Origin of the sequence: Methanofollis sp., from assembly GCF_028702905.1 — an archaeon.
Lineage (GTDB): Archaea > Halobacteriota > Methanomicrobia > Methanomicrobiales > Methanofollaceae > Methanofollis.
This window is the reverse complement of record NZ_JAQVNX010000121.1, coordinates 1-5,508: the sequence shown is the minus strand read 5'-3', so window position 1 is coordinate 5,508 and position 5,508 is coordinate 1. Positions and strand designations below refer to the sequence as shown.

Sequence of the window (5,508 nt, the reverse complement as noted above, 5' to 3'; positions counted from 1 at the left end):
CAGTGTGTCGGGGCCGCACTCCTGCCTCTCGTCCCCGATCTCGACGATGCCGGTCCCTTCGAGGACATAGAAGGCGACATCCACGGGCGTGATGTGCTTTTTCAGGCTCTCTCCCGGCTGCAGGGCGATGTGGACCATGGTGGCGTGTTCGGTGTCGTAGACTTTCCGTGCGTCCACGCCGTGCGGGTTCTTCTCGACCGGGGTCTCCATGACCGTTCGTGCAATCAAGGTCTTCACCTGGGGGATACTCCGTCTTCACCGATGAATACCTTTGGGTCGTCCCCTCCGCCGCGACCATCTGGCGGACGAAGAGGTGCTCGCCCCGGCATGACGACGACAGGTTTATTCCCTCTCCTTGAGATGGGGGGGTGGCGGCGGCAGACGCGGCCGCCTCCGGAGGGGACGCAATTGGATGAAAAGAGGATATCGTACCACCCGTCGGTGAGGACGGTCTATAAAAAACTCCATGATATGGGGCTCTCCAATGTCTGGGACCGCTACGAAGCGCAGGGAATCGGGGGCGACCCGGACAACAGGTGCCGTTTCTGCATGGGGGGTGTTCGCTGCGACTTCTGCTCGAACGGGCCGTGCAGGGCCGACGCTGCCGCGGACAAACGCGGTGTCTGCGGGATCTCCGCGGACGGCATGGCGATGCGGATGATGCTCCTGCGGAATGTGATGGGGGCCTCCACCTACCACTACCACTGCGAGCAGACGGTGAAGACCTTGCGGGAGACTGCCCTTGGCAGGACGCCTTTCCGGGTGAAAGACCCGGAAAAACTGAAGGTTTTTGCCGCGAGGCTCGGCCTTGACACAGGCATGCCGATCGACCGACTGGCCCTCGCCCTCTGTACTTTTGTTCAGGACGACTTCCACCGCAGGTCTGACGAGCCGAGCCGGATCGTCGAACTCCTTGCGCCGGCAGATCGGGTCCGGGTCTGGAAGGATATCGGCATCTTCCCTGGCGGGGTCTATGGCGAGATGATGGTCGCGACGAGTTCCTCCCTCACGAATGTGGACGGCGACTATGTGAGCCTTGCGAAGAAGGCGATGCGTCTTTCCGTGGCGATGGCCTACCAGAGCCAGCTCGTCCTCGAGTCCTTGCAGGACGCCCTCTTCGGCACGCCGTCGCCCCACTGGATGCGGGTGGACCTCGGCGTCCTTGACCCCGACTATGTGAACATCCTCCCGAACGGCCACGAACCCTTCCTGGGCTTCGCCCTCGTGGACCTTGCCCGAGACCCCACGTGGCAGGAACGGGCGCACGAGGCCGGGGCAAAGGGTATCAGGGTGATCGCGAATATCGAGACCGGGCAGGAGATGGTCCAGCGCCTGGAGATGGACGACGTCTTCTGGGGCTATACAGGGAACTGGATCATGCAGGAGGTGGTGCTGGCCACAGGGGCGGTGGACGTCTTTGTGGCTGACATGAATTGTTCCCTGCCCCTCGATCCTGTCTATGCGGAGAGGTTCGGTTTCAGGATCGTTCCGGTCTCAGAACTTGTTGCCTTCGAGGGTGTCGTCGACCGGATGGACTATGACCCGGCACAGGCGCGGGCCCAGGCGGCGTCCCTCCTCCAGATGGGGATCGAGAATTTTCGGCAGAGGCACAGGAAGGTCGAACCTGTCCGCGGCCTCCATGTCGGCCAGGCGGTCGTCGGTTTCTCGCCAGAGAGCATCGTCGCGGCCCTTGGAGGGAGCCTTGTTCCCCTCCTGGACGCGATCAAGGACGGCTCGATCCGGGGCGTCGCGGGCCTCGTCTCCTGCACGACTCTCAGGGACTCAGGGCAGGACGTCCACTCGGTCGCGGTGGCCGAGGAGTTGATCGGGCGTGACATCCTTGTACTCTCGATGGGCTGCGGGAACGCGGCGATGCAGGTTGCCGGCCTCTGCACCCCCGAAGCCGCGGCAAAGGCCGGGCCAGGCCTCAAGAAGGTCTGCAAAGCTCTCGGCGTGCCGCCTGTCCTCTCCTTCGGGACCTGCACGGACACGGGACGCCTCGCGGACCTCGTCGGCGCCGTCGGTGCGGCCCTCGGCGGCGTGCCTGTCGCCGACCTCCCGGTCGCGGCGGTCGCCCCTGAATATATGGAGCAGAAGGCGACGATCGACGCGATCTTTGCTCTCGCCTTCGGCCTGTACACCTATGTGAACCCGGTGCCGACGGTGACCGGCGCCCCGCGCCTGGTGAAACTCCTCACCACCGACCTGCAGGGGATCACCGGCGGCGTCCTCAGGCTCGAACCTGACGCTGCGGCGGCTGCGGACGGTATCCTCGGCCATATCGAGGAGAAAAGGAAGGGGCTCGGGCTGTGACAGGGAAAGACACCCGGCCTGTTTCCTGCAGCACCGCCGACCCCGCCCTCATCTCTGAGGTGAGAGTGGGGAACAGGCGGTTCATCGTTTTTGGCCTGGAGGGGATGCTGGACGGCGTCGCAGCCCTCGGGATCTCGGACGAAACGGCCCTCCGCGCCGAACTCCTGCGGCAGGCAGGGGAGCGAGGACAGATTCCCTGGGGCCTGGAGGACGCTGCAGCCGACGCCCTCCTTGTCCTGTACCGCCGGAGGCACGGCGCCACGCGGGTGTCAGGGGAGGCGGACGGTCCCTGCCATGGCCGGAGAGACGAGTAGATCGTTCTCCCCCTTCTGCGGGACAGAAAAAGGATGGTATATCCTGAAAAACGTGCCCCAGAGGGTGTATGCGGAACCCTGTTCGGCCCCGTGCCTCGCCTTTCTGTCCTGCATCTTCAGCCGTTTCGACTGCAAAACCGGGCCTTCACGGCATCGTGCCCTGAAGATAAGCCGGCACCAGTGGCGGCTTTTCTGGAGCCCCCGGCCATGTTGCCGTACATGCCAGCGGCTGGCCGTTCTGGTTCTTATCTTCCGGTGGCATCTGTTCGGCCCCTTGGTGCGGTGTCTCTGTCGCCCGTCCGACTTTCAGCCGTTTCAGTCGGTGGACTCGCCGCACCGCGGCAGGCCGTCCCGTCCTCCCTGAGGCACACCTCCATGCTGGATATAATATATATTATTTTTGATGTTTCCGGTTCGGGGAGGAGGAGATGCACCGCACACTCACCTGGCACGAGATAGGGATAGAACAGAATCTCGGGGCCCTGCGTGACGGTATCGCCGCCAGGCGTGCCCTTCTCCCGCAGGGAAATGCCCGCGAGATCAGGATGATGGGGCACTGGCTCTCCTCGATTGACAGAATACCGGGAAAGATCGCCGCGATCCGGGGCAGGGTCAGGGGCCGGTATCGAGGCCGATCTCGGGTATCAGATCGCCAGCGAGGAGATGCTCCTCCTCGCCTTCTTCATGCCGAGCACGCGGAATCTCTTCTCTGAGATCCTCGTACACTTCGGCGACGGTGGCTGCATCCTCTCCGGAAAGGAACTCGCGGAGATGGCCCGCCTCCCCGAGGCCGCGGAGGCGCTCGCCTGGATCGGCGACGCCGCCCTGAAGATCGGGGTGCTCCCCGAGATATGGAGCCCCAGGGTCGTGGATGCAGGGACTCTCCCCGAGAGGCGGAAGGCGTACGAGAGCAACGCGAACATGGCCCGCCTCTGCGATCGGTGGGGGCTGTACGAGCACAGGATCCACCTCGACCCGCCTGTGCCGAAGGGGAATGTCGGGCATGTGAAAGGGACTCTTGTCGAGGCCGTCCTTGGCATCATCTTTCTGCAGTGCGGCCTGAAGGGGATTGCGCGGGCGGCCACCCTTCTCAGGCCCTGATGCCGGGGATCACGTTATATATCCCTGCCCCCTGATGGGGGATCGAAGGGGCATGAAAGTCATCGGTATTGTGGGAAGCCCCCGCAAAGGGGGCAACACCGACATTCTCGTCAAGCAAGCGCTCATCGGCGCCCATGCGGCCGGGGCAGAGACCGCCGTCATCTACCTGAACGACATGGTCTTCCAGGACTGCCAGGGTTGCGGCTACTGCAAGGGGACGAATGTCTGCCGGTTGAAGGACGATATGTATCCTGTCTACGAGGATCTGATCTCGGCCGACGGGCTTGTGATCGGGAGCCCGGTCTATTTCGGACAGATGACAGGGAACACCAAGAGTTTCATCGACCGCTGGTATGCTCTCGTGAACCCGGACTTCACCTCGCGGCTTCCGCCGGGGAAGAAGGTCGTCCTCATCTTCCCGCAGGGCGACGCCAACCCGGCGATGTTCGAGGGCATGGCGACGCACTTCGAGATCACGATGACCTTCTTCGGCCTCAAGGTGACCGAGATCATCATCGCCCCGGGCCTTCTCGCGGCCGGCGAGGTGCAGGAGAGCGAAGAGTTGATGAGACGGGCGTTTGGGGCAGGAAAGGATCTTGCAGAGTGAGGGGGAAGGGTAGGTCCCGAAATATCTCCCAAACCTTCAACCCTTTTCCCCCTGCATGCTGAGGCATGGACATCGACTTTTCCCGGTACGAGAGGGACGAGGAGAGGCGGCGAACAGAGATCGATTTTACGGCGCGGTTTACCGGCCCCATCCCGTCGCGGGCCGAGATCGTCGACGCGCTCGCCCTCGTCTCCGGGGCCGCCCCGGCCTCTGTCGTGCTCGACCGTCTCAGCCCGCGGGCAAAGAAGGGCGAGGTGCGGGGGAAGGCCCGCGTGTACGACGATGCCGCGGCACGGTCCGCGGCCGAGCGGTGATCCTCAGGCGAAGGCCCGCCAGAGGTACGCCGCCCCGAAGAGGATGAGGAAGAGGCCGCATGCGCCGAGGACGAGGCGGTACTGCCCGACGCTCATGACTCTCCGTCCCCCTGCCGTGGCCGCGGCGACGAGGCCGAACCACCCGAAGTCCGCGGCCCAGTGGCCGAGCATGAAGGCGCCGGCGACGGCCAGACCCCCGGCCAGGCCGTCAAGGAGGAGGCCGGCCCCGATGGTGAGCCACCAGATCCAGAAATAGGGGTTTGCGGCGCTCGTTACGGCCCCGGCGACGTACGGGTTCCCGGCCGTCCCGGCAGGAGCGGCCTCCAGCACCGCGGTCCTGCTCTCCCTGATCGTCATCCCGCCGAAGACAACGAGCGCCGCACCGCCGAGAAGGGCGACCGCGGGACCGACAGACCCGGCTGCAACACCGAGGCCTGCGACGACGGCGAGGAAGACCGCCGTCTCCAGGGCGGCGTGCCCGGCCGCGACCTTTGGCCCTGCCGCCCACCCCTCCGCGAGCGCCCCCCTGATCGTCGCCACCAGGGTCGGTCCCGGCGCAAGGGCGCCTGAAAGACCGATGACGAGGCCGAGGATCAGGGCCCCTGCAATGCCGTCCATCTCCATCATCATGAATCGTCCTGCTCTATAATACCGGATCGCGCCTGGCGTCTGCAATCTACGATGTATTATTTTGTTCCACAATGTATATCTATGTTCATGGTACACGTCCTTTCATGCAGACGAAGATCCTCCTGGACGAGGACGCCATCCCGAAGGCCTGGTACAACATCCAGGCCGACCTGCCGACGCCTCTCGCCCCACCTCTTCACCCGGGCACGGGAAAACCGGTGACACCCGA

7 protein-coding genes are annotated in these 5,508 nt (G+C 64.3%); 5 read left to right on the top strand and 2 right to left on the bottom strand.

Annotated features, from left to right (window positions below):
- Positions 1-210 (bottom strand): cupin domain-containing protein (locus PHP59_RS11110; RefSeq protein WP_300166947.1); only part of this gene is annotated, 210 nt, incomplete at its 3' end.
- Positions 211-327: 117 nt separating this feature from the next.
- On the opposite strand from PHP59_RS11110, the gene cooS reads away from it, so the two are divergent.
- From cooS to PHP59_RS11085, 5 genes are all read left to right on the top strand, one after another.
- Positions 328-2,313 (top strand): anaerobic carbon-monoxide dehydrogenase catalytic subunit, encoded by a 1,986-nt coding sequence (gene cooS / locus PHP59_RS11105; protein ID WP_300166944.1) that lies wholly within the window; start codon positions 328-330, stop codon positions 2,311-2,313.
- Positions 2,310-2,627 (top strand): hypothetical protein, encoded by a 318-nt coding sequence (locus PHP59_RS11100; protein WP_300166942.1) that lies wholly within the window; start codon positions 2,310-2,312, stop codon positions 2,625-2,627. Before cooS ends, PHP59_RS11100 begins: the two co-directional genes overlap by 4 nt.
- A gap of 570 nt (positions 2,628-3,197) precedes the next feature.
- Positions 3,198-3,728 (top strand): ribonuclease III domain-containing protein, encoded by a 531-nt coding sequence (locus PHP59_RS11095; RefSeq protein ID WP_300166940.1) that lies wholly within the window; start codon positions 3,198-3,200, stop codon positions 3,726-3,728.
- A gap of 52 nt (positions 3,729-3,780) precedes the next feature.
- Positions 3,781-4,335 (top strand): flavodoxin family protein, encoded by a 555-nt coding sequence (locus PHP59_RS11090; protein ID WP_300166937.1) that lies wholly within the window; start codon positions 3,781-3,783, stop codon positions 4,333-4,335.
- A gap of 65 nt (positions 4,336-4,400) precedes the next feature.
- Positions 4,401-4,649, top strand: a complete 249-nt coding sequence (locus PHP59_RS11085) for a hypothetical protein (RefSeq protein ID WP_300166935.1) — start codon at positions 4,401-4,403, stop codon at positions 4,647-4,649.
- 3 nt (positions 4,650-4,652) lie between these two features.
- Here PHP59_RS11085 and PHP59_RS11080 read toward each other — a convergent pair whose 3' ends face one another.
- Complete coding sequence (locus tag PHP59_RS11080; RefSeq protein WP_300166933.1) at positions 4,653-5,279, bottom strand: LysE family transporter; 627 nt, start codon at positions 5,277-5,279, stop codon at positions 4,653-4,655.
- Positions 5,280-5,508: the final 229 nt, after the last annotated feature.

What these genes read in the sequence shown, in the direction of transcription:
- PHP59_RS11085 (WP_300166935.1), top strand. Translation starts at nt 4,401, where the DNA reads ATGGACATCGACTTTTCCCGGTACGAGAGGGACGAGGAGAGGCGGCGA.
- cooS (WP_300166944.1), top strand. Translation starts at nt 328, where the DNA reads ATGACGACGACAGGTTTATTCCCTCTCCTTGAGATGGGGGGGTGGCGG.
- PHP59_RS11090 (WP_300166937.1), top strand. Translation starts at nt 3,781, where the DNA reads ATGAAAGTCATCGGTATTGTGGGAAGCCCCCGCAAAGGGGGCAACACC.
- PHP59_RS11080 (WP_300166933.1), bottom strand. Translation starts at nt 5,279, where the DNA reads ATGATGATGGAGATGGACGGCATTGCAGGGGCCCTGATCCTCGGCCTC.